This is a genomic window from Xanthomonas sp. 3498, from assembly GCF_014199795.1.
GTDB lineage: Bacteria > Pseudomonadota > Gammaproteobacteria > Xanthomonadales > Xanthomonadaceae > Xanthomonas_A > Xanthomonas_A rydalmerensis.
The window spans coordinates 829653-851676 of the sequence record NZ_JACHOH010000001.1 but is presented as its reverse complement, the minus strand read 5'-3'; the positions used below and the strand labels follow the sequence as shown (position 1 = coordinate 851676).

Here is a 22024-nt window from a genome sequence, read left to right as displayed (position 1 = left end):
CAAGGGATGTTGCATCGCAGCGGTGCGATGGCATGGACGTTGCTCGTAGACACCCACGCTTCAGGTTCCGTGGCACACGCCGACCCAGGTGCAGCTGTCGCGGCTCTTCAACGAGGGGAGTAGAACGATGCACAGTCATTCACGTCGTACCCGGGCTTGTACGTTGCTCGCGCTGGCCACTGCGTTGGCGCTGGCGGGTTGCAAGAAGCAGGAAGAGGCCCCGGCACCAGCCGCACCGGCCGCCGCACAGCAACCGCCGGCCGCCGCGCCGGCCGCGGTCGCCGATACCGACAGCGAGTTCGCCACCAATGCCGCCAACCCCGACAACTGGGGTGGCATCGGTCGCGACTTCGGCCTGAACCGGCACAGCCCCTTGGCCGAGATCAATCGCGACAACGTCAAGAACCTGAAGATGTCGTGGGAGATGAAGACCGACGCCACCCGCGGTCACGAAGGCCAGCCGCTTGTGATCGGCAGCACCATGTACATGGTCAGCGCGTATCCGAACAACGTGTTCGCGATCGACCTGTCGCAGGAAGACAACGGCAAGGTGCTGTGGAAGTACACCCCGCAGCAGGATGAGCGCGCGGTGGCGGTGGCCTGCTGCGACACGGTCAACCGCGGCGCCTCCTATGCCGACGGCAAGCTGGTGTTCGGCAGCCTCAGCGGCGACGTGATCGCGCTCGATGCCAAGACCGGCAAGGAAGTGTGGAAGCAGAAGCTCGCCTATCCCGAGAAGGGCGAGACCATCACCATGGCCCCGATCATCGCCGACGGCAAGGTCGTGGCCGGCATCAGCGGCAACGAGTTCGGCGTGCGCGGCCGCGTCGCCGCGTATGCGCTGGCCGACGGCAAGCAGGCCTGGTCCTGCGAAGCCACCGGTACCGACAAGGACATCTGCCTCGGCCCGGACTTCAACAAGGCCAATCCACAGCACGGCCAGCTCGGCGACCTCGGCCAGAAGACCTATCCGGACGAAGGCTGGAAGCGCGGCGGCGGTGCGGCGTGGGGCTGGTACAGCTACGACCCGAAACTCAAGCTGGTCTACTACGGCACCGGCAATCCCGGCCTGTGGAGCCCGTCGTACCGCTGCGGCAAGACCACGCAGAAGGAATGCGACAGCGGCGAGTACGACAACAAGTGGTCGATGACCCTGTTCGCCCGCAAGATCGATACCGGCGAAGCGGTATGGGGCTACCAGAAGACCCCGTTCGACCAATGGGACTACGACGGCATCAACGAGCCGATCCTGGTGGACCTGACCATCGACGGCAAGCAGGTGCCCTCGGTGGTGCAGTTCGATCGCAACGGCTTCGCCTACGTGCTCGATCGCCGCGACGGCACGCTGCTGCGCGCCAACAAGTTCGTGCCGGCCAACTGGGCCGAGCGCATCGACATGAAGACCGGGCGCCCGGTCAAGGTCGCGGCGCATTCGCCGCTGGAACGCGGCCGCAAGGTCGAAGCGTTCCCGTCGGCGATGGGCGGCAAGGACCAGCAGCCGTGCTCGGTGGATCCGGCCAACTCGGCGGTGTTCTTCTGCGGCACCAACAACTGGCACATGGAGCTGGACCCGCAGGAGCGCGGCAACACCATGATGGGCCTGCCGTACGTGTTCGCCAACGTGATGATGAAGCCGAACGAGCCGGGCGCGCTGGGCATCGTCAAGGCGTTCGACGTGGTCGAAGGCAAGTCCAAGTGGGAGATCAAGGAGAAGTTCCCGGTGTGGAGCGGTACCCTGGTCACCGACGGCGGGCTGGTGTTCTACGGCACGCTCGACGGCTGGTTCCGCGCCGTGGACAAGGACACCGGCAAGAAGCTGTGGGAGACCAAGCTGCCCTCGGGCATCATCGGCAACCCGATCGCCTACAAGGCCAACGGCCACCAGTACGTGGCGGTGTTCTCGGGCATCGGCGGCTGGATCGGCCTGCCGGTCGCTGCCGGTCTGGATCCGGGCGATCCGTACGGCGCGCTGGGTGCCGCCGGCCTGGCCTTCAGCAATGGCTTCGACAAGATCCCGTTGGGCGGCATGGTGCACACCTTCCGCATCGACGGCGCCGGCAAGACCGTCACGCCTACCGCGACCGCCACGGCGGCTGCCGGCGGCGGTAGCGCGGCAGTCGCCGCCAAGACGGTGCGATGAGCCGGCGGCGCCGCGTCCAGGGTACGAGCGGGTGCCGCATGGCGCCCGGCTCGTGGCGCCTGCCTGCGGGCGCGCGCGCCGTGTTGCTGTTGTGCAGCCTCGGACTCGTCGCCGCAGGTTGCACGCGCGAGCCGTCGTCCGCGACGGCTCGCGCTCCTGCTGCCCCAGCCGCCACTGCGGCGCCGGCCTCCGCCGCGCCCGCCGCCACGCTGCCGGCCAATGCGCCGGTGCTGCGGGTTTGCGCCGATCCCGGCAACATGCCGTTGTCCGATCGCGCAGGCGAGGGGTTCCAGAACAAGATCGCCCAGGTGGTGGCCGCGGAGATGGGCCGGCGCCTGGAGTACGAATGGCGCAGCTATTACCAGCGCGGCCTGGCGCGCAGCACGATCAACGCCGGGCGTTGCGACGTGCTGATGGACATGAACAGCGATTTCGAGATGGGCCTGCCCACGCGCCCGCTGTATCGCTCCACCTATGTGCTGGTCACCCGCAAGGGCCTGGCACTGCGCCCGGCCTCGCTGGACGATCCGGCGTTGAAGAAACTCAAGGTCGGCGTGTTCCAGAGTTCGCCGGCGCGGCAGGCGCTGTTCGACCATGGCGTGCAGGGCGAGGTGCAGTACCTGTTCTATGACTCGGCCAGCGCGCCGCAGGAGCATCCCGGCAAGCTCGCCGAGCAGGTCGCCGCCGGCAAGCTCGATGCCGCCGAATCCTGGGGCCCGGTGGCCGGCTACTACGCCGCGCGCGGCGGCCTCGGCGTGGTGCCGTTGAACGTCATCGACAACGAGGTGCTGGAGTATTCGATGGCGTGGGCGGTGTCGCGCAAGAACGCGGCACTGCGCGATGCGCTGAATGAGGCGATGCAGCGCAGCGCCGGCAAGATCGACGCGATCCTGCGCGACTACCACGTGCCGCTGGTGGCCTGCGCCGATTGCATCGTCGCCGGCGACCTGCGCTCGCACGGCCCCTATGCGGCGCCCGCCGACCAGGACGACACGCCGAGCGCGCAGGCCTCGTCGGACATGCTGGCGCAACTGCAGTTGCGCATCGCCGGCGGTGCCGATCCCAACGAGGAGCTGGCGCACGCGCTGGATGCCGGCGACGGCGTGCGCGTGGCCTGGCTGCTGCGCCATGGCGCCAGCGCCGACAAACCCAACCTGCTCGGCGAGCCGCCGCTGCAGCAGGCAATCCGCAACCAGGCGCCGCTGTTGGTCGGCGAGCTGCTGGCGGCCGGTGCCAAGGTCGAAAGCCACGACAGCAGTGGCTGGACGCCGCTGATGAAGGCGGCCTGGTCCAACGACGGCAAGAGCGCCGCGCAGTTGCTGGCGCATGGCGCCAAGGTCGATGCGGTGTCCACCGATGGCTGGACGCCGCTGGACCTGGCGATCTCCTACGCCGATGCCGACCTGGTGCAGGCATTGCTCGACGCTGGCGCCAGCGTGCGTCGCGCCAACCCGGCCGGCTTCACCCCGGTGATGTTCGCGGTGGCGCGCAACGATCCGAAGATCCTCGACCTGCTGCTCAAGCGCGGCGCCGACGCCGACCGTGCGAACCGCGCCGGCGTCACGCCGTTGATGCTGGCCGCCGCGGCCGGGCGCGAGGACAGCGCCCGGCGCCTGCTCGCCGCCGGCGCCAGCGCCGATACGCGCGATGCCGATGGCAAGACCCCGGCGGCGCTGGCCCAGCAGCGCGGCAATGCCGAACTCGCCCACCTGCTGACGGAGGCCCAGCACCGACGCACGCAATGACCGCTTCCTGTCGTCCCGCACATGCCGCTCGCGCGGCCTGCTCTTCCCATCGTGCATTCCGCAAAGGTGTTGTCCCCATGCGTCCTGCTTCCATCCGTCGTCGCGCCGTCTCCGCGCTGCTGCCCCTGTCCCTGTTCGCCTCGCTCCTGCTGCTGGCCGCCTGCGGCAAGCAGGAAACGCCGCCCGCGCCGGCGGCCACGCCTGCACCGGCGCCCGCGTCTGCACCGGCCTCCGCACCGGCGGCAGCCGCGCCCGCACCCGCCGCCGCCGCACCGGCACCCGCTGCGGCGGTGACGCCGATTCCGAAGGGGCCGCCGGTCAAGGTCACCCCGGAGCTGGTCGCCGAAGGCAAGGCGATCTTCAATTCCGCGGGCTGCACCGCCTGCCACGGCGGCACCGGTGGTGGTGGCATGTGCCCGCCGCTGACCAACGACATCTGGGTGTATGGCAACGATGACGACACCTTGCGCGCGCTGATCACCGAAGGCACCGCCGGCATGACCGCGCACGGCAAGACCCGGATCGGCCACGAGAAGGTGGTCGGGCAGATGCCGCCGTTCGGGCCGGTGCTCAAGCCTGGCGATACCGAGAAGCTGCTGGCCTTCATCCATTCCATCAACAAGACGGCAGGCGCCACGCAATGAGGAACGCGTGGCGTCTGTCCGCCGTCGTCGCGCTGTCGCTGGTCGCCGCGGCCTGCCAGCGCACGTCGGCACCGGCCGCAGGCACCGACGCCGCGGCGCCTGCGCCCGCGCCCAGCGCCGCGGCCCTGGCCTACGTGCCGAACCAGCGCAGCGGCACCATCTCGGTGATCGACACCGGAAGCGATCGCGTGGTGCGCACGCTGTCGGCGCAGGGCCAGCTCGGCAAGCGCCTGCAGCAGGTGGTGCCGGGACCGGCCGGGCATCTGTACGTCATCGACGCGCAGGGTCATCGCCTGCTGGAACTGGATACCGTGCAGGACCGCGTGCTGCGCAGCGTCGACATCGGCGAGAACGCCGAAGGCGTCGCCGTGGCGCCGGATGGCCGCCAGCTGGCGGTGTGCGTGGAAGGGCAGAACCAGGTGATGCTGATCGATCCGGCCAGTTTCGCGATCGGCGCGCATATCGCCACCCGCGGGCAGGCCCCGGAACATTGCGTCTATACCCCGGACGGCGCGCTGTTGCTGACCAGCAACGAAGGCTCCAACGACCTGGACGTGATCGACGTCAAGGCCGGCACCTCCACCGGCGTCATCGCCACCAGCGGGCATCCGCGCGGCATGGCGTTCGCGCCCGACGGCAAGACGGCCTATGTGGCGCAGGAAGCGGCCAACGTGGTCGACGTGATCGACCTGGCCGCACGCAAGCGCGTGGCCAGTATCCAGGCGGGGCAGCGTACCGCCGGCATCGCCATCGCCCGTGACGGCAGCCGCGTGTACGCGTCCAACGGTGCCGGCACGGTCAGCGTGATCGACCCGGCCGCGCGCCGTGCGTTGGCGGAGATCCCGGTCGGGCAGCGCCCGTGGAATCCGGCGCTGAGTGCGGACGGCAAGAAGCTGTACGTGGCCAACGGCCGTTCCAACAGCGTCAGCGTGATCGACACGGCGGCGATGAAGGAGATCAAGCAGATCGCGGTGGGCGAGATGCCGTGGGGTGTGGTCGTGGCGCAATGACGTGAGGCGAGCGGCGCCAGCGGGCGCCGCGACGGGGAGGCGGGGAGAGCCGGAATGAAGACGCGAGCCGCGGTCGCCTGGGCGGCGAACCAGCCGCTGGCCATCGAGGAGGTGGATCTGCAGCCGCCCAAGGCCGGCGAGGTGCTGGTGCGCATGGTCGCCAGCGGCATCTGCCACAGCGACGAGATCGCCTTGTCCGGCGTCGATGCCGAGGCGGCGTTCCCGGTGATCCTGGGCCAGGAAGGCGCCGGCGTGGTCGAGGAGATCGGTATCGGCGTCAGCAGCGTGCGTCCGGGCGATCACGTGATCCCGCTGTACATGCCCGAATGCGGCGTGTGCAAGTACTGCCGTTCCAACCGCACCAACCTGTGCCAGGCGATCCGCAGCAGCCAGGAGCGCGGGCTGATGCCCGACGGCAGCAGCCGCTTCTCGCTGCACGGGCGCCCGCTACTGCACTACATGGGCACCAGCACCTTCGCCGAATACACCGTGCTGCCGGAGATCGCGGTGGCCAGGATCCATCCGGCCGCGCCGCTGGACAAGGTCTGCCTGCTCGGCTGCACGGTCACCACCGGCATCGGCGCGGTGCTCAACACCGCGCGGGTGCGTCCGGGCGAGAGCGTGGCGGTATTCGGGCTCGGCGGCATCGGCCTGTCGGTGGTGCAGGGCGCGGTGATGGCGCGCGCCGAACGCATCATCGTGGTCGACATCAACCGCGACAAGTTCCCGCTGGCGCGCGCGCTGGGCGCCACCGACTGCCTGGACCCGAAGGATTTCGGCGCACCGGTGCAGCAGGTCATCGTCGACCTCACCGACGGCGGCGCGGACCACAGTTTCGCCTGCGTGGGCGATGTGCGCGCGATGCGCGCGGCGCTGGAGTGCTGCCACAAGGGCTGGGGCGAAAGCATCATCCTCGGCGTGGCGCCGAGCGCGCAGGAGATCAGCACGCGCCCGCTGCAACTGGTCACCGGCCGCGCCTGGCGCGGCAGCGCGTTCGGCGGGGTCAAGGGCCGCAGCGAATTGCCCGCGTACGCCGAGCGCTACCTGGCCGGCGAGATCCGCATCGACGAACTGATCAGCGAAACCCTGCCGCTGGACCACATCAATCGCGGCTTCGAGACCATGCGCGCCGGCCGTGGCATCAAATCGATCGTTCTTTACTGACACGCAAGGAGTTGGCATGACCCGCATCCACGGACGCAGCCTCCCGTCGGCAAACCTGCTCGCGCTGGCCGTCGCCACCGCCATCGGCCTGCTCGCCGCACCCGCGCGCGCGCAAACCACGGTCAACGCCGACGATGCGCAGATCACCGCGCTGGACCGGGTCGAGGTCACCGCCACGCCGATTCCCGGCACGCTCATCGATGCCGACCTGTTGCCGTACACGGTGCAGACCGCCAATGCCGACGACATCGCGCGTAGCCAGGCCGGCAACCTCACCGACTTCCTGCTGCGCGAGATGAACGGCGTGGACACCAACGAGGTGCAGGGCAGCCCGTTCCAGACCGATCTGACCTTCCGCGGCTTCCGCGCCTCGGCGCTGCCGGGTGCCTCGCAGGGCGTGTCGGTGTACATGGACGGCGTGCGCATGAACGAGCCGTTCGCCGACATCGTCAGTTGGGACATGATGCCGGAGGCGGCCATCCGCAGCGTGGCGCTGATGCCGGGTTCCAACCCGCTGTTCGGTCCCAACACGCTGGGCGGCGCGCTGGCCTTCACCACCCAGTCCGGCCTGACCGCACCGGGCCTGCGCGCCGACCTGTCGATGGGCAGCGGCGCGCGCAAGCGTCTGGATGCGTCGTACGGCTACGCCGGCCGCGACGGCCTGCATGCCTTCGTCGCGGTCACCGGCTTCGACGAGAACGGCTGGCGCGACGCCTCCGCCGGCCGCCTGGGCACCGTGTTCGGCAAGCTCGGCCGGCAGGGCGACAGCACGGACTGGGACGTGTCGCTGCTGCACGGGCGCAGCCGCCTGGTCGGCAACGGCCTGCTGCCCAGCCATCGCTACACCGACGAGGGCGCCGAACCCGGGTTGTACGAAGCCGACCGCGCCGCGGTCTACACCTCGCCGGACCTGACCCGCAACCGCAACACGCTGCTGACCGGGCAGTTCGACCATCGCTTCGACGAACGCACTGCGCTGCACCTGCTGGCCTACTACCGCCAGGGGCGCCGCGACACCGTCAATGGCGACATCAACGACGACTACGAGGCATTCGTCGACGACTGCGCCGACGGCTACGCCGCCGACGGCACGCCGCGGGATGCGGGCTGCGCGGTCTCGCGCGCCGATGCCGACGCGTTGCACAGCGGCGTGCTCAACACCACGCAGATGCGCCAGCACGCCGAGGGCGTGGCGCTGAACTTCAGCCACCAGGCCGGCGCGCACGCGCTGAGCATCGGCGCCACCTACGACCGTAACCGCGTGCGCTACCGCCAGTACGAGCAGGACGCGTTCGTGCAGGACGACCGGTCGGTGGTCGCCGATCCGGGCGAGGAGCGGGCGTTCTTCTCCGGCGTCGACGGCCGCAGCAGCACCCTGGGCCTGTTCGCTGCCGATACCTGGGAACTGGGCGATGCCACCCATCTCAACGCCGCGCTGCGCTGGAACCGCGTCGCCGTCGCCAATACCTTGTCCACCGGCGACGATGGCGTGCTGCCGCGCGAGCGCTTCGTGTTCGCCAAGGCCAATCCCTCGCTGGGCATCACCCAGCGCCTGGGCAGCGGCTTCACCGCCTTCGCCTCGGCCTCGCAGAACAGCCGCGCGCCGACTGCGATCGAACTCGGCTGTGCCGACCCGGAGCAACCGTGCCGGCTGCCGACCGGGTTGCAGGCCGACCCGCGCCTGGAGCAGATCGTCTCGCGCACCTACGAGGTCGGCCTGCGCTGGAATCCGTCGCCGGCGCAGACGCTGAACGCCTCGCTGTACCGCGCCGACAACCGCGACGACATCCTGTTCCTGCGCGCACCCAATTCCCAGCAGGGCTATTTCGACAACGTCGGCCGCACCCGCTACCAGGGCGCCGACCTGAGCTACCGCGGCAGCCACGGCGCGCTGCGCTGGTTCGCCGGCTACAGCTACCTGGACGCCAGCTACCGCAGCGCCGGCGAATTGCTGTCGGGCGAGCGCACGGTGACATTGCGTCCGGGCACGCGCATCGCCGGCCTGCCGCGCAGCACGCTGAAGCTGGGCATGGACTGGCAGGCGTTGGCGCAATTGTCGCTGGGCGCGGACCTGCGCGCGGTGTCGCGGCGTGTGGCCAGCGGCAACGAGGACGGCCTGGTCGAGGATCCCGAGGACGGCGAGGCGCCCGCGCGCCACGACCTGTCCACCGGCGGCTATGCCTTGCTCGACCTGCACGGCACCTGGGAACTGGCCGACGGGTTGTCGCTGTACCTGCGGATCAACAACGTCTTCGACCGCCGCTACGAAACCTACGCGGCGATCGCCGAGGACCTGTTCCCGGGCGGCGCACTGGCACGCCCGCAGGACGCCGCGGTCGAAGACGGCCCCTCGCGCTTCGTCGCGCCTGGCGCCCCGCGGCAGTATCAGGTCGGCCTGCGCTGGCGCTTCTAACGCGCGTCGCGTGGTTGGCGTCGGCGCTGATGGACTTCGTGCCATTTGCCTTGCCGTGGCCGCGAGCCGCTAGGCTCCGGTGACCGTCGCGGCTGAAGCCGCTCCTACAGGAAACGCTGCGCCGGTACCAAGCGCGAAACCCATGTAGGAGCGGCTTCAGCCGCGACCTCGGAGCCAGAACCTATCTGGCTCCGATAGCAGTCGGGACTGAAGTGCCTCCCACAGGTTGTGTCGCCCAATCGACTCGCCGGCTGTTGTCGTAGGAGCGACTTCAGTCGCGACATCGAAACCAGGCATCATCCAGCCTCCTCAGAGGTTGGGACTTGCGTTTCTCGTGGCAATCGTAGCGCCAGCTGCTTGGCAAAACACAACAGGCAAGGCTTCATCCGCGACTCGCAGGCAAGACCCGCAACGTGTAAGTCCGCCTCAGCTCACCGTCGCCAACCCATGCTTGCGCAGCTTGCGATACAAGGTGTTGCGGCTGATGCCCAGCGCATCGGCGGTGCGGCTGACGTTCCAGCGGTGGCGCTCGAGCTGTTGCTGCAGCACGCTGCGCTCGGCGCTGTCCAGGGCGACACGGCCAGGCACGCCGTCGGCGGCGTGCGCATCGTCGCCGAGCAGGCACGGCCCGCTGTCGGCGTCGACGATCTCCTGCGGCAGGTTGGGAATGCGGATGACGCCATCGGCGCACAGCACCGCGGCGGTGCGCAGCACGTTGCGCAACTGCCGCAGGTTGCCGGGCCAGGCATAGCTGAGCAGCTTGTGCAGGGCATCCTCGCTGATGCGCACCGGCTGCTCGCCGCTCTCTTCGCGCAACAGGGTGCGGATCAGTTCGGCCTTGTCGCTGCGCTCGCGCAACGGCGGCAGGTGCAGCACCACGCCGTTGAGGCGGTAGTACAGGTCTTCGCGGAAGCCGCCGCTGCCGACCATCTGCGCCAGGTCGCGGTGGCTGGCACTGATCACGTGCAGTTCCAGCGGCATCGCGCGGTCGCTGCCCAGCGGGGTCACGCTCTGGTCCTCCAGCACGCGCAGCAGGCGCGTCTGCAACGGCAGCGGCATGTCGCCGATCTCGTCCAGGAACAAGGTGCCGCCGCTGGCCTGCAGCAGCTTGCCGTGGCGTCCCTCGCGCGCGGCATCGGTGAAGGCGCCGCGCGCATAGCCGAACAGTTCGCTCTCGATCAGCGCTTCCGGAATCGCCGCGCAGTTCACCGCCACGAACGGCCGGTCGGCCCAGGGCGAGCTGCGGTGCACCGCCTTGGCGAACTCTTCCTTGCCGGTGCCGGTGGCCCCGCACAGCAGGATCGACACGCGGTGTTTGGCCAGCTTCAGCGCATTGTCCAGGTTGTGCAGCATGCGCGGATCGGAGCCGACATGGTCGTTGGCGCGCGCGGCCTGGCCATCCTCGCCCGCGGCGCGCGTGCGGCCGGCAGTGCTGCGCGCGCGTGGCGGCTGCGCCAGGGCGAAGAAGCGGCGGCCGTGGCAGGCGCAACGGATCGACCACAGGGTGCTGGCGTCGTTGCGCGCGCGCTGCTCCAGCGTATCGAAATCCAGTTGCATCACCTGGGCGATATCGCGCCCGACCAGCGGCGAGCGGTCGGGCTTGCCCAGCTGTTCCAGCGTCGCCTCGTTGACCGCGAGTACGCGGCCGTCGCCGCCGACTGCGATCAGCGCCTCGTGCAGCAACCCGGCGAACTCCGGGCGGCTATGGAAGCGCAGGATCCACGCATGCCGGTACTGCTCCAGGAAGTACGCGCGGGCGATCTGCGCCGCCGACATGCGCACCAATGCGCCGGTATGGCACTGCACCAGCCTGGTGTCGCGCGCGTCGGGCGTGGACGCGTCCAGCACCGCCAGCAAGTTGCCCTGCGGATCCAGGATCGGCGCGCCGCTGCACGAGAGCGGCAGATGTCGCTCCAGATAATGTTCGCCACGGTGCACGCTCAGCGCGCTGCCCTCGACCGCGCAGGTGCCGATGCCGTTGGTGCCCTGGTAGCGTTCGGCCCAACTGGCGCCGCAGAACAGCCCGGTTTCGCGGAACGCACGCAGCAGCGCCGGATCCTGCACGCTGTGCAGCACGGTGGCCTCGGTGTCGGCGAACACCACCGCATAGCTACCGCCGGCGATCTGCTCGTAGAGGTTTTCCATCTCCACCTTGGCGATGCGCAGCAGCGCCTCCAGCCGCTGCTGGCGCTCGCGCAGCTCGCCGTTGTCGTGGACCATCGGCGAGGGATGGGTATCGGGATCCAGGCCGTAGTCGTCGAGGCAGCGCCGCCACGAGCGCGCCAGGGCGGGTGGCAAGGTCTCGATCTGGCGAAACTGGCGCATACGCGCGAGCGGCGCACAGTCGGCGTCCTGCACGGGTGCGACAGCGGCGTGCGCGAGGTTGGCGACAGTCGACTCGGACATGGGCGCGCTCTCGTCCCCCCAGGGGGCCCCTGACGCAAGTGACGCACAAACGGGGTCCGTGCTCAACCCGCAGTGCAGCAAAAGCCGGGAGTGGGGAATCGGGATTGGGGATTGGTAAGAGCGGCTTGGCTGGGGCTGCTTCTTTGCCCGTTAGGCCAAACGAAAAAACCGCGCGATCGCGCGGTTCTTCGTGGACTCAAGGCGCCAGGGGCCAGCTTTTACGAATCCCCAATCCCGACTCCCCACTCCCGCCTTTACAAGGCGTAACCGAACTGCTGCTTGAACTGGTCGTTGAACTCGTCGAAGTCGAAGCGCTGGTTTTGGGTGCCGGGGTGTTCGACCTTCAGGGCGCCCATCAGATTGCCCATCCGGCCGATGGTCAGCCAGTCGCAGCCGCGCTGGATGCCGAAGATCAGGCCGGCGCGGAAGGCGTCGCCGCAGCCGGTCGGGTCGACCACGCGGCGCTCGTGCGCCGGCGGGATGTCGTAGGTTTTCTCGGGGGTGTGCACCAGTGCGCCCTTCGGGCCCTGGGTGGTGATGTAGGCCTGCACGCGCGAGACGATGTCCTTCTCGTCCCAGCCGGTGCGCTCCTGCAGCAGGTTGGACTCGTAGTCGTTGACCACCACGTAGTCGGCCTGCTCGATGAATTGGCGCAGTTCCGGGCCGTTGAACAGCGGCATGGCCTGGCCCGGATCGAAGATGAACGGCACGCCGCCGGCGCTGAATTCCTCGGCGTTCTGGATCATGCCCTCGCGCCCGTCCGGGCCGACCAGGCCCAGGGTCACGCCCGGCACGTCCTTCACGTGGTTCTCGTAGCTGCGCATCATCGCGCCGGGGTGGAAGGCGGTGATCTGGTTGTTGTCGTGGTCGGTGGTGATGAACGCCTGCGGGGTGAACAGTTCGTCGATCACCTTGATCCGCGACAGGTCGATGCCCAGCGCCTGGAAATGCTCCCGGTACGGGCCGAAGTCCTGGCCCACGGTGCCCATCGGGATCGGATTGCCGCCCAGCAGATGCAGGTTGTAGGCGATGTTGCCGGCGCAGCCGCCGAATTCGCGGCGCATCCGCGGCACCAGGAACGACACGTTCAGGATGTGCACCTTGTCCGGCAGGATGTGGTTCTTGAACTGGTCCGGGAACACCATGATGGTGTCGTAAGCGAGGGAACCACAGATCAGTGCAGACATCGGGCAGGCCTTGGCGGAGGAATGAGCCCGCATTCAGGCGGGCGAGGGCGGGGTCGCCGCGGCGCAAAGGGTAACGGCTGCGGCCCGGCAGGGCCAGAACCACGATCCATCGCGATCTCGCCGATACCACGCAACGCGTGGTTTTAGCGAGAATTTTCCTTGCCCGTACCCAGGCGGGTTGCTAGGCTAGCGGACTTCGTTTTCTGCCCATTTTTTCGCCATTCTGGCGACGGCGCGCCCCAGGACCCAATCCCCCGATGTTCAAGAAACTCCGCGGCATGTTCTCCAACGACCTGTCCATCGATCTGGGCACGGCCAACACCCTCATCTACGTGCGTGGCCAGGGCATCGTGCTGAACGAACCGTCGGTGGTGGCGGTACGCCAGGACCGGGCGATCGGCGGCACCCGCTCGGTGGCGGCGGTCGGCGCCGAGGCCAAGCAGATGCTCGGCCGTACTCCCGGCCACATCACCACCATCCGCCCGATGAAGGACGGCGTCATCGCCGACTTCACCTACACCGAGGCGATGTTGAAGCACTTCATCAAGAAGGTGCACAAGTCGCGCTTCCTGCGGCCCAGCCCGCGCGTGCTGGTGTGCGTGCCGGCCGGCTCCACCCAGGTCGAGCGCCGCGCGATCAAGGAATCGGCCGAGGAGGCCGGCGCCCGCGACGTGTACCTGATCGAGGAACCGATGGCCGCGGCGATCGGCGCCGGCATGCCGGTCACCGAGGCGCGCGGCTCGATGGTCATCGACATCGGCGGCGGCACCACCGAGGTCGCGGTCATTTCGCTGAACGGCATCGTCTATTCGCAGTCGGTGCGCATCGGCGGCGACCGCTTCGACGAATCGATCACCAACTACGTGCGCCGCAACCACGGCATGCTGATCGGCGAGGCCACCGCCGAGCGGATCAAGCTGGAGATCGGCTGCGCCTACCCGCAGGCGGTGGTGCAGGAGATGGAGATCTCCGGCCGCAACCTCGCCGAGGGCGTGCCGAAGATGATCAAGATCAACTCCAACGAAGTGCTGGAAGCGCTGCACGAGCCGCTGTCGGGCATCGTCTCGGCGGTCAAGCTGGCCCTGGAGCAGACCCCGCCGGAACTGTGCGCCGACGTCGCCGAGCGCGGCATCGTGCTGACCGGCGGCGGCGCGCTGCTGCGCGACCTGGACCGGCTGATCTCCGAGGAAACCGGCCTGCACGTGCAGGTCGCCGACGATCCGCTGACCTGCGTGGCCCGCGGCGGCGGCCGTGCGCTGGAGCTGGTGGACATGCACGGCAACGAGTTCTTCGCGCCGGAGTGAGCGTGAGGCCGGGAATGGGGAATCGGGAATGGGGAATAGAATGGCCCCTCCGCCTCCGCACTGCCGGCCCCGTCTCCACCGCACCGCCTGCGCCCCGGCCTGATCGCGCCGGGGACGCGCCGTTGCTTCCCGATTCCCCATTCCCGATTCCCCAATCCCGGCTTTAACCGTGCCTCCTTACGCCGGTCCTCCCGTCACCGCCCGCCCCGGCGAATCCGCCAGCACGCCGCGCCTGCTGGTCTACCTGGCGCTGGCGTTGGTGCTGATCGTGCTCGACGCGCAGGCCGACTGGCTGGCCCGCCTGCGCAGCCAGGCCACGGTGCTGGTGCAGCCGATCTGGGCGCTGGCCGGCCTGCCGGGGCGGCTGGGCACCCAGGTGCAGGAGAACGCGGCCAGCCACGCGCAGCTGGTCAAGGAAAATCGCGCGTTGCGCAACGAACTGCTGATCGCCAAGGCGCGCCTGACCCGGCTGCAGACCGCGGCGCTGGACAACGCGCAGCTGCGCGAACTGCTGGGCGTGGCCGAGCGCCGCGGCCTGGACGTGCAGCTGGCGCCGATCCTGGACATCGACCTGGACCCGACCCGACAGCGGCTGGTGCTCGATGCCGGCAGCCGCGATGGCGTGCACGTCGGCCAGGCGGTGATCGATGCCGGCGGCCTGATGGGCCAGGTGATCGCGGTGACCCCGCTGCACTCCACCGTGCTGCTGCTGACCGACCCCGACCACGCGGTGCCGGTGACGGTGGCGCGCAACGGCGTGCGCCTGATCGTCTACGGCCGCGGCGGCAGCCTGGAGCTGCGCGACATCCCGCTCAGCGCCGGCGTCGAGGTGGGCGATGAGATCGTCACCTCCGGCCTGGGCGGCCGCTTCCCGGCCGGCTTCCCGGTCGGCACCATCTCCGCCCTGCGCCCGGACGACACCCACGCCTTCCTGGTCGGCGAACTGAAGCCGGCGGCGAAGCTGGACCGCGGGCGGGATGTGTTGTTGCTGCGGCCTTCGGCCGCGGCAACGGGATTGGGGATTGGGGATTCGGGATTGGTGAAAAGCGGCGCTACTGGCGTCGGCGATGGTCATGGAATGCCGGCGGCGACCACGCAGCCGGTGTCTTCCTCTCAGCAGGCGACGCCTTCGCGGGCCACCAGTGACCAATCGCGTGCACGGCCTGCGGCCGCGCCCGCAACCCCCAAGCAGCCAGGGCCTTCCCCAATCCCCAATCCCCAATCCCCAATCCCGGCTCCGAAGGAGCCCACCCAATGAGCCGCCTGCGCAGCAAAGGCTGGGTGTTGCCGGTCAGCGTGATCGTGGCGCTGTTGTTGGGGCTGATGCCGTTGCCGCTGGCGGTGCAGCCGTTGCGGCCGTACTGGCTGGCGCTGGTGGTGGCGTACTGGGTGATCGAGACGCCGGACAAGGTCGGGCTGGGCTTCGCCTTTGCGGTCGGGGTGCTCGCCGATCTGCTGTACGGCGGGGTGCTGGGCGAGCAGGCGCTGCGCCTGGTGATCCTGAGCTTCATCCTGCAGCGCTTCCGCGCGCGCATCCGCTTTTTCCCGATGTCGCAGCAGGCGCTGGCGATCGGCGGCCTGCTGGTCAACGACCGCATCGTCGCCGCGGCGGTGCATCTGGCGGTCGGCGAGCCGACGCTGCCGTGGAACTACTGGTGGGCGCCGCTGCTGGGCATGGCGCTGTGGCCGCCGCTGTTCGTGCTGCTGGACGCGCTGCGGCTGGGCCGGCGGAGCAAGTAGCATGGCCTTGCACCCGCGCCGCGCGCAGAAGAACCCGCACGCCGAGGCCGAGCAGTTCCGGCGCCGCGCGGCGCTGGGCTTTCTCGGCGTGCTGGTGGCGTTGCTGGGCCTGGGCGGCTGGTACTTCAAGCTGCAGGTGCTGGACCACGACGTCTACGCCACCCGCTCCGACGCCAACCGCATCAAGCCGCGGCCGGTGGTGCCCGGGCGCGGCATGATCTACGACCGCAACGGCCGCCTGCTGGCCGAGAACGTGCCCGCGTTCCGGCTCGACGTGACCCCGGACAAGGTCGCCGACATGGACGCCCTGCTGGCCGAGCTGGGCAAGGTCATCGCGCTGTCGCCGGAAGACATCGAGCGCTTCCAGGCCGCACGCAAGGCCAGCCGCAGCTTCCGCCCGATCACCCTGAAGCTGCGCGTCAGCGAAGAGGAACGGGCACGCTTCGCGGTGGACCGCTGGCGCTTCCCGGGCGTGGAGCTGGAACCCTACCTGACCCGGCACTACCCCTACGGCGACCTGTTCGCGCACATCATCGGCTACGTCGGCCGCATCGACGAGAAGGACCTGGAGACGCTGGGCGAGGGCAATGCCGCGTTGACCCACATCGGCAAGTCCGGGCTGGAGCGCTATTACGAGGAACAGCTGCGCGGCAAGGTCGGCTACGAACAGGTCGAGACCAACGTGCAGGGCCGTGCGATCCGCACCGTCGGCCGGGTGCCGGCGCAGTCCGGCGCCGACCTGCGCCTGTCCATCGACGCCGATCTGCAGCGGGCCATGGTCGCCGCCTTCGGCGACTACCAGGGCTCGGCGATCGCCATCGATCCGCGCACCGGCGAGATCCTGGCGATGGTCAGCCTGCCGTCCTACGACCCCAACCTGTTCGTCAACGGCATCTCCCACGCCGATTTCCAGGCGCTCAACAGCGACCCGTCGCGGCCGCAGTTCAACCGCCTGGTGCTGGGCGGCGTGGCGCCCGGCTCCACCATCAAGCCGTTCATGGGCCTGGCCGGCCTGGACAGCGGCACCCGCCGCCCGGAGGACAAGATCCTCTCCACCGGCATGTTCTACCTGCCCGGGGTCAGCCGCGGCTGGGGCGACTCGCACCGCGGCGGCCACGGCTGGACCGACCTGCGCAAGTCGATCGCGCAGTCGGTGAACACCTACTACTACAAGCTGGCCATCGACATGGGCATCTCCAAGGTCGACCAGTACATGAGCCGCTACGGCTTCGGCGTGCCGACCGGCATCGACCTGGTCGGCGAGACCGGCGGCATCGTGCCGTCGCCGGCATACAAGGCCAAGAGCCGCAAGGAAGCCTGGTACCCAGGCGACACGGTCAACATCGCCATCGGCCAGGGCGACTGGAAGGTGACGCCGCTGCAACTGGTGCGCGGCGTCGCCGGCCTCGCCGATGGGCAACTGCGCACGCCGCACCTGGTGATGGCCACGCGCGAGGCCTTCGACCAACCGTGGGCGCCGGTACAGCCGGGCACGAGCAAGCCGATCAGCGACAACCCCAGCAACCTGCAGGCGGTGCGCGAAGGCATGATGGACACCATGCGTCCGGGCGGCAGTGGCCATGCCATCGCCATCGGCGCGCCGTACGAGATGGCCGGCAAGACCGGTACCGCGCAGGTGGTCAGCCGCAAGGGGCTGGCGGCGGTCGATCCGCGCAGCCTGCCGATGCACCTGCGCCACCGCTCGCTGTTCGAAGGCTTCGCGCCGGCCGACAAGCCCACCATCGCCCTGGCGATCGCGGTGGAAGGCGGCGGCTACGGCGCCAGTACCGCCGCGCCGATCGCGCGCAAGATCTTCGACGCCTGGCTGCTCGGCCGGCTGCCGCCTGGCGTGGAACCGCTGGACAGCCTGCGCGGCGCCACCGCGTTCGGCAGCCACCTGTACTACGCCGAGGATCCGGGTTCGCGCGCCGCGGCCGATGCGGTCGCGCTGGCCGCCGGTGAGCGCCCGGTGCTGATCGGCCAGGCCGAGGTGGACGCCGCGGCGGTGCCGCTGCAGGCCGCGCCGCCGCCGATTCCCGACGAAATTCCGGACGAGCGATGAAGGATTTCCTGCGCTGGCTGGTCGAGATCGGCGGCCGCTTCACCCGCACCCTGGACTGGCCCATGTGCCTGGCGCTGGGCGCGTTGATGGCGATGGGGCTGGCGGTGCTCAAGAGCGCCGGCGGCATGCACCTGGTGATGGCGCAGGGCGCGCGCTTCGCGATCGGTGCGGCGGCGATGTGGGGCCTGTCGCGGGTGTCGGCGCTGCGCCTGCGCGCCTGGACACCGATGATCTACGCGTTGTCGATGCTGCCGCTGTTGGCGGTGTTCGTGCTGGGCACCGGCAAGTATGGGCGGCAGTGGCTGGACCTGAAGGTGTTCTACCTGCAGCCGGCCGAGCTGTTGAAGATCAGCATGCCGATGATGGTGGCCTGGTATCTGCACCGCATGCCGCTGCCGCCGCGGATCCCGACCGTGCTGGTCAGCGCGGTGATCATCGGCATTCCCACCGCCTTGATCATGCTGCAGCCGGACTTCGGTACCGGCGTGCTGATCGCCGCCAGCGGCGGCTTCGTGCTGCTGCTGGCCGGCCTGCCGTGGTGGTGGGTGGGCATCGCGGTCGGCGGCGTCGCCGCGGCCGCGCCGGTGGCCTGGTTGTGGCTGCTGCGGCCCTATCAGAAGGACCGCATCATGATGTTCCTCAATCCGGAGAACGACGCGCTCGGCGCCGGCTGGAACATCATCCAGTCCAAGATCGCGATCGGCTCCGGCGGCCTGCACGGCAAGGGCTGGGGCCTGGGCTCGCAGTCGCACCTGAACTTCATTCCCGAGCAGACCACCGATTTCGCGTTCTCCGTGCTCAGCGAAGAGTTCGGCTGGATCGGCGTGGCCACGGTGCTGACCCTGTACCTGATCGTGATCGGGCGCTGCCTGTGGATCGCCTCGCAGGCGCGCGACACCTTCTCGCGGCTGCTGGCCGGTGCCACCGGCCTGGCGTTCTTCGTCTACGTGCTGGTCAACGGCGGCATGATCTCCGGACTGCTGCCGGTGGTCGGCGTGCCGATGCCGCTGATGAGCTACGGCGGCACCTCGGCGGTGTCGCTGCTGGCCGGCCTGGGCCTGGTGATGGCGGTGAAGGCGCACCGTCCGGTGCACGGCTACTGAGCGAGCGGCACCGCGGCGGCTGCGCGCTGGCTTAACCGCGCCCTTGCAGGCAGGTGACTGCATTATTGCGGCGCGTGTCGCGCATGCGCACAATGCGCGTCGATGCCACGTGACGCGCGCCGCTCCCCCCGGCCCACACGCGTGCAGGAACTTCCGGGCAGGCAGGTGCGACCCCGCGCATCCATCCCAGCCCACATCGCCGAGGCACCCCACGCAGCGCATCCGCCGATCCGGGCCCTGGCCCGTCCGTTCGCGTCGTCCGCCGCTCCCTCGCCGTTCCCGTGGTTGTCCCGATGCTCGGCGTTGGCCGAGATGGATGCGTATTGATGAAATTCCTGCGCGTGTTGCTGTTGACGAGCGTGGTGCTGGGCCTGAGCGGCTACGCACTGCTGCGCTACTACTTTCCGCCGGGGGCGCTGCACGTCCGCGGCTATGGCCGCACGACCCTGGTGCATCCGCAGGGCGCGCCGCAGGGCGTGGTGATCCTGCTGGCCAGCGGCAGCCCGGCGCAGCGGCAGGCCGCTGCGCAGCGCATCGCCGCCAGCGGCGCGCTGGTCGCGGTGGTCGACGGCCAGCGCTATCTGAAGCATCTGCGCCATGGCGGCCACGGCTGCGACAAGGCCTGGCATGACGCCGAACGGCTGAGCCGGCGGCTGCAGCGGCAATTGCACGGCGACAGCTATTACCTGCCGGTCCTGGCCGGGACCGGCACCGCCGCGACCCTGGCCGCGCGCATCGTCGGCGCGGCGCCCTCCGCGACCCTGGGCGGCGCCATCGGCGTGGCGCCGGCACCCACCGAGGTCTGCGCCGGCACCGCCGCCGCCACCGCGGCGCAGGGCTTCGTCGACACCGTGGCGGCACCGGCCGATGGCGGCGTGGATGCCGCGCTGGCCGCGCGGGTCGCCGCGCACCTGCATGCGCGCGGCCGCGGCGGCGCGCTGGACGATCTGCCGCTGACCGAGTTGCCGTCGGCGACCCCGGGCGCGCCGCTGGCCATCGTGCTGTCCGGCGACGGCGGCTGGCGCGACATCGACAAGGGCATGGCCGAGGCCCTGCAGCGGCGCGGCATCGCCGTGGTCGGCTGGGACAGCCTGCGCTACTTCTGGCGGGCCAAGCCGCCGGCCCGCGCCAGCGCCGACCTGAGCCGGGTCATCGCCTACTACCAGCAGCGCTGGCGTCCGCAGAAGATCCTGCTGGTCGGCTATTCCTTCGGTGCCACCACGCTGCCGTTCATGGTCAACCGGCTGCCGCCGGCGCAGCGCGAGCAGGTCGGCCTGGTGGCGTTGCTGGGCCTGGAGCACAAGGCCGATTTCCAGATCCGCGTGCGCGGTTGGCTCAATCTCGGCGACGACGACGACGCGCTGCCGGTGCAGCCGGAGCTGGCGCGCATTCCCGCGGCGCAATTGCTGTGCGTTTACGGCGACAAGGAAAAAGATACGCTCTGCCCGCAATTGCGCGCGCGCGGTGCGGAGGTCGTGGTGTTGCACGGTGGTCACCATTTCGACGAACACCCGGCCGGGCTGGCGACGATCGTCGACACCCGCTGGCAGCAGTTGTCCGCCGGCGCGCAGCCCATCGCCGAACTGCGGACGCCGCCGCACCATGCACCGGCCGCGGCATCGCCCTCGGCCACGCCGCAGCCACCGCAGGCGGCACTCCGGCAATGACCTTGCGCATGCGCGCGGCGCTGCTGCTCGGCGGCTTGCTCGCCGCTGTTGCGTTCGGCAGCGCGGCGGCGACCGGCGATTCCCGCCGCGTCGTCGAACCGCGCCTGCCGCCGCTGTGCATGACCCTGGACGCCACCTTGCAGGCGCAGCAACGCCGCTTCGCCGATGCGCAGGAGCGCAGCCCGCCGGACACCGCGCGCATCCAGGCCGCGCTCGACCGCTGCGCCGACGGCGCGCATGGCGCGGTGCTGTTGCGCGCCGGCCGCGGCACTGCCTTCCTCAGCGGGCCGTTGACCATTCGCAGCAACACCACGCTGGCGATCGACAGTGGCGTGACCCTGTTCGCCTCGCGCCAGCCCGCCGATTATCAGGTCCCGGGCCGCAATGCCTGCGGCCAGGCGGCGGCCCGCAGCGGCGGTTGCCGCGCGCTGATCACCCTGCAGGCGCGCGCGCTGGGGGTGATGGGCGTGCGCGACGCCGCCGGTCACCAGGGCAGCATCGATGGCCGCGGCGATTTGCCGATGCTCGGCAGCAGCGACAGCTGGTGGCAGTTCGCGCGCAGCGCCAAGGCCGCCGGCCAGACCCAGAACGCGCCCGACCTGATCCGTGCGCAGGACGTCGCCGATCTGCAGCTCTATCACGTCAACCTGCTCGACGCGCCGTACTTCCACTTCTTCGTGCACGGCGGCGACGGCGTCACCGTGTGGGGCGTGCGGGTCAGGGCGCCGGCCAACAGCCCCAACACCGACGGCCTGGATCTGGACAGCGTGCGCAACGCGACCCTGGCCGACAACGACGTGATGGCCGGCGACGACGGCATCGCGATCAAGACCAGTGCCGCGCGCTCGGCCGACATCACCGTGCGCGACTCGCGCTTCTACGGCACCCACGGCATCTCCATCGGCAGCGAGGTGATGTACGGCGTCGGCAACGTGCTGGTGGACGGCAACAGCGTGGTCGGTCATGACGCCGACGGCATCGTCGCCACCGACAACAACGGCCTGCGCATCAAGACCGGCCTGGCCAAGGGCGGCCCGGTGCGCGACGTGCTCTACCGCAACACCTGCCTGTTCGGCGTGGCCAGGCCGCTGGTGATCACGCCGCTGTACGGCCACGACCACGGTGGCAGCCGCAGCGGCAGCGTGCCGACCTTTGCCGGGATTGTGGTCGACGGACTGCGCGCGCAGGACACGCCCGCCGGCAAGGGCAGCACCGTACAGGGCTACAGCGCCGCGACGCCGCTGGACCTGGTGCTGGCGCACGTGGCCGCCGACGTCACCGCCCTGCATGCCAGCAACGCGCACATCGGCGTGGATCAGTCCGACCTGCGCTTGAGCGAGGACAGCAGCGCGGCTTCCACCTACGCGACCACGCTCGCAGGCTCGGTCCCGGCCTGCGCGCATGCGCCGGTGTTTCCGGCGCTGTAACCCGTTGCGTGG

14 protein-coding genes and 1 pseudogene are annotated in these 22024 nt (G+C 69.8%); 13 read left to right on the top strand and 2 right to left on the bottom strand.

The window, feature by feature from the left end; genetic code table 11:
* Positions 1 to 127 precede the first annotated feature (127 nt).
* The 6 genes and pseudogenes from GGR66_RS03390 (at position 128) to GGR66_RS03365 (ending at position 9116) form a co-directional block, all read left to right on the top strand.
* Positions 128 to 2140, top strand: a complete 2013-nt coding sequence (locus GGR66_RS03390; protein WP_184447206.1) for a methanol/ethanol family PQQ-dependent dehydrogenase — start codon at positions 128 to 130, stop codon at positions 2138 to 2140.
* An 80-nt stretch (positions 2141 to 2220) separates the two neighbouring features.
* Positions 2221 to 3885: pseudogene (locus GGR66_RS03385) on the top strand (quinoprotein dehydrogenase-associated putative ABC transporter substrate-binding protein); the annotation flags it as partial.
* A 77-nt stretch (positions 3886 to 3962) separates the two neighbouring features.
* Positions 3963 to 4529, top strand: coding sequence for a c-type cytochrome (locus GGR66_RS03380; RefSeq protein WP_184447204.1), 567 nt, complete (start codon positions 3963 to 3965; stop codon positions 4527 to 4529).
* On the top strand, positions 4526 to 5539 hold the full coding sequence (locus GGR66_RS03375) for a beta-propeller fold lactonase family protein (RefSeq protein WP_184447203.1): 1014 nt from the start codon (positions 4526 to 4528) through the stop codon (positions 5537 to 5539). Before GGR66_RS03380 ends, GGR66_RS03375 begins: the two co-directional genes overlap by 4 nt.
* A gap of 54 nt (positions 5540 to 5593) precedes the next feature.
* Complete coding sequence (locus GGR66_RS03370; protein ID WP_184447202.1) at positions 5594 to 6703, top strand: S-(hydroxymethyl)glutathione dehydrogenase/class III alcohol dehydrogenase; 1110 nt, start codon at positions 5594 to 5596, stop codon at positions 6701 to 6703.
* A 16-nt stretch (positions 6704 to 6719) separates the two neighbouring features.
* The gene (locus GGR66_RS03365) at positions 6720 to 9116 is read left to right on the top strand and encodes a TonB-dependent receptor (protein WP_184447201.1); all 2397 of its coding nucleotides are present in this window, start codon (positions 6720 to 6722) and stop codon (positions 9114 to 9116) included.
* A gap of 426 nt (positions 9117 to 9542) precedes the next feature.
* Here the strand turns inward: GGR66_RS03365 and GGR66_RS03360 are convergent, their stop codons facing one another.
* Both GGR66_RS03360 and GGR66_RS03355 read right to left on the bottom strand, forming a co-directional pair.
* Complete coding sequence (locus GGR66_RS03360; RefSeq protein WP_184447200.1) at positions 9543 to 11522, bottom strand: sigma-54-dependent Fis family transcriptional regulator; 1980 nt, start codon at positions 11520 to 11522, stop codon at positions 9543 to 9545.
* Between the two features lie 254 nt (positions 11523 to 11776).
* Entirely contained in the window at positions 11777 to 12709 is a 933-nt protein-coding gene (locus GGR66_RS03355) for a carbohydrate kinase family protein (protein ID WP_184447199.1), read from the bottom strand.
* Between the two features lie 257 nt (positions 12710 to 12966).
* Here GGR66_RS03355 and GGR66_RS03350 point away from each other — a divergent pair, with 257 nt between their 5' ends.
* The 7 genes from GGR66_RS03350 (at position 12967) to GGR66_RS03320 (ending at position 22012) form a co-directional block, all read left to right on the top strand.
* Complete coding sequence (locus GGR66_RS03350; RefSeq protein ID WP_010343692.1) at positions 12967 to 14013, top strand: rod shape-determining protein; 1047 nt, start codon at positions 12967 to 12969, stop codon at positions 14011 to 14013.
* Between the two features lie 169 nt (positions 14014 to 14182).
* Complete coding sequence (gene mreC, locus GGR66_RS03345; protein ID WP_184447198.1) at positions 14183 to 15271, top strand: rod shape-determining protein MreC; 1089 nt, start codon at positions 14183 to 14185, stop codon at positions 15269 to 15271.
* Positions 15268 to 15753: a rod shape-determining protein MreD gene (gene mreD / locus GGR66_RS03340; RefSeq protein ID WP_048491037.1), complete on the top strand. Its 486-nt coding sequence runs from the start codon at positions 15268 to 15270 to the stop codon at positions 15751 to 15753. Before mreC ends, mreD begins: the two co-directional genes overlap by 4 nt.
* Before the next feature lies 1 nt (position 15754).
* A complete protein-coding gene (gene mrdA / locus GGR66_RS03335) occupies positions 15755 to 17815 on the top strand; it encodes a penicillin-binding protein 2 (RefSeq protein ID WP_160966737.1) in 2061 nt (686 codons plus the stop codon).
* Positions 17812 to 18918, top strand: coding sequence for a rod shape-determining protein RodA (rodA, locus tag GGR66_RS03330; RefSeq protein WP_160966739.1), 1107 nt, complete (start codon positions 17812 to 17814; stop codon positions 18916 to 18918). Before mrdA ends, rodA begins: the two co-directional genes overlap by 4 nt.
* A 326-nt stretch (positions 18919 to 19244) precedes the next feature.
* Positions 19245 to 20585 (top strand): virulence factor family protein, encoded by a 1341-nt coding sequence (locus GGR66_RS03325; protein WP_184447197.1) that lies wholly within the window; start codon positions 19245 to 19247, stop codon positions 20583 to 20585.
* The gene (locus tag GGR66_RS03320) at positions 20582 to 22012 is read left to right on the top strand and encodes a glycosyl hydrolase family 28 protein (RefSeq protein ID WP_184447196.1); all 1431 of its coding nucleotides are present in this window, start codon (positions 20582 to 20584) and stop codon (positions 22010 to 22012) included. Before GGR66_RS03325 ends, GGR66_RS03320 begins: the two co-directional genes overlap by 4 nt.
* Positions 22013 to 22024: the final 12 nt, after the last annotated feature.